Annotated in this window: 1 protein-coding gene and 1 pseudogene; both read left to right on the top strand. The window is 72.7% G+C overall.

The genetic code is table 11. The features are described 5' to 3' along the window. A pseudogene (locus FF041_RS37815) lies at positions 1-292 on the top strand (hypothetical protein); the annotation flags it as partial. Between the two features lie 18 nt (positions 293-310). Continuing rightward, on the top strand, positions 311-1,781 hold a 1,471-nt coding region (locus FF041_RS13235; RefSeq protein ID WP_456154181.1), incomplete at its 3' end, for an SCO6881 family protein.

The following is a 1,781-nucleotide window of genomic DNA, read 5'->3' on the forward strand; positions in this document are numbered from 1 at the left end:
GGTGCCGGATCCGGTGCTGTGGTCGCGGATGGGCGACCAGGCCCAGTACGCGACTGCGACGGTCGGCGAGGGGCACTTCCCGCAGGCGCTCAAGACCGCGCTCGCCGCCGATCCGGGGGCGATCACCGACGCGTACATCTACGCGGTCACGGTCACCGGCCGTCAGTCGATCGCCTGGACCGGCTCCGACAAAGGCACCGGCTCGGAGCCCCGCTCCTCGACGCTCGCCGTCCAGTGCCGCCCCGACCGCGACTGCGCTCTCGCCGCCGTCCTGCCCACCACCGCCCCATGAACCGAAAGGAGGTGAACCATGCCTTCAGCATGTGATCTGCCCCTGATGAACACGGTCTGCGACGCCGTCGGCGGCGTGGCGAGTTCGACCGGCCAGGCCATCACGGACGGCATCGGCGCCTGGATCGCCAAGTCCATGGGCGAGATGGCCCAAGCCGCCGCCGACCTCGCCGCCCAGGCCGTGGACAAGACCACCGCCGTCGACCTCAACGCGACCTGGTTCCGCGAGAACTACGAGCTGCTGCTCCCGATCGGCCTGGTGCTGATCGTCGGCACGTTCTGCCTGCAGCTCATACGGGCCGCGTGGCGGCGGGACGAGCGGGCCCTGTTCCAGGCCGTGACCGGCACCGTCGCGGGCGTCTTCTTCGCGTTCGCCGCCATCGCCTGCACCACCGTCGCCCTCACCATCGTGGACGCCCTGTCCGCAGGGTTGTTCAAGGCCGCGAACTCCTCGGTCGATGACGCGATCCGCCGTGTCATCAAGGTCAATTCCTACGGGGCGATGTACGGGCTCGGCTGGGGCATCCCCGCGATCGTCGCCCTCGGTGCCACCATCGGCGCCTTCCTGTACTGGGCTGTCATGGTCGCCCGAAAAGTGGGGATCTTGATCCTGGTGACGCTGGCGGTGTTCGCCGGGGCCGGCGGTGGCTGGGAGGTCGCCCGCCGCTGGCGGCGGGGCTGGATCGAGGCCACCAGCTCCCTGATCGTCTCCAAGTTGCTGATGACGATCGTGTTCCTCCTGGGCGTCTCCGCCATGGGCAAGACCGACCCGGCCGACGGTCTCGGCGCGCTGTCGGACGCCATGGCCGGAATCGTGATCATGGTCCTGGTGCTGTTGTGCCCGTACGCGACGTACAAGTTCGTGCACTGGGCGGCCGAGGGCGGCGGGCAGGACGACCTGCACCGCACCGGCATCGCCGGGGTCACGGTCGCGGCCGGGGCGGCGAAGACCGCAGGCCAGCTCGCCATGCAGGCCGGCACGGGTATGCCCGCGCCGCAGGGCCCGGCCAAGGTCCCCGGCCAGGGCGCCGGAGGCGTCGCCGCCGGGATCAACCCGGCCGGAGGCAACACCTCCCCGGAGGGGATCTCCGGGGACGAGCCGCCGCAGACCACCTTCCGGTTCGGCGAGGACCCGAACGCCACCGGCGACAAGGGCCAGCCCCTCATCCGCCGCCCCCGCACCGACGGCGACAAGGGCCGACCGCTCATCCAGCGCCCCGGCCAGCCCACCGGCACCGGCGGCTCCACCGGGGGAACCACCGGGACAGACGGGCCAGCGACCGAAGCGACCAGCGCACCGGGATCGACCGGCACCGCTGCCGCTGCCGCACCCGCCTCCGGCACGGCCGCCTCGGGTCCCGCGCCCGCTGGCCCGGTGCCCTCCGGAGCACCGGCCGGTCCGCCGCCGGGAATTCAGGCGGCTCCGGCCAAGCCCGCGCAGCCCCGGCCGCCGGCTCCGCCGGGGCTGAGTCCGCAGGGCGGGACGACCC

This window comes from Streptomyces jumonjinensis (assembly GCF_009600885.1).
GTDB classification, from domain to species: domain Bacteria; phylum Actinomycetota; class Actinomycetes; order Streptomycetales; family Streptomycetaceae; genus Streptomyces; species Streptomyces jumonjinensis.